Here is a 758-nt window from a genome sequence, read left to right as displayed (position 1 = left end):
CGTGTGGTTATCTACATGCCAATGATTCCGGAAGCAGCAATGGCGATGCTTGCTTGTGCGAGACTCGGTGCGATTCACTCAGTAGTATTTGGTGGTTTTGCGCCTCATGAACTGGCGGTGCGTATCGAGGATGCAGAGCCTAAGGTTTTGATCACGGCTTCCTGTGGTATCGAAATCAATAAAGTGATTCCTTATAAACCACTGGTTGATAGAGCAATCATGGATAGTCGCTGGAAGCCACAAAATGTACTGGTGCTTCAGAGACCTGAATGTCCCGCAGAACTGAATAACGAGCGCGATCTTGATTGGCAACAGCAGATGGAACAGGCGTTGCCGCATGCATGTGTACCTGTGTTAGCGACTGACCCACTTTATATCTTGTATACCTCAGGCACCACGGGCAAACCGAAAGGGGTTGTGCGTGATAATGGTGGGCATGCGGTTGCGATGAAGTACTCGATGAGTACTATCTACAACATGCCTCAAGATGGTGTTTTCTGGGCAGCATCGGATGTTGGTTGGGTCGTTGGCCACTCTTACATTGTCTATGCCCCTTTGATTCACGGCTGTACAACGATTTTGTTTGAAGGCAAGCCAGTTCGCACGCCCGATCCGGGTGCATTTTGGCGAGTCTGTGAAGAGTATTCAGTGAATGTTCTGTTTTCTGCTCCCACGGCATTTCGCGCCATCAAAAAAGAGGACCCAGAGGGTGCGTGCTTAAACCAGTACGATCTATCAAAACTTGACACCATCTTTAT

At 48.7% G+C, this 758-nt stretch carries 1 protein-coding gene; it reads left to right on the top strand.

Annotated features, from left to right (window positions below; genetic code table 11):
* The coding region (locus KIV40_RS33760; RefSeq protein ID WP_285353793.1) for an AMP-binding protein at window positions 1–758 on the top strand (758 nt) is incomplete at both ends.

This window comes from Vibrio sp. D173a (assembly GCF_030248475.1).
Note: the sequence above shows the minus strand (reverse complement) of the source record. Positions and strands in the feature narration are given on the sequence as shown.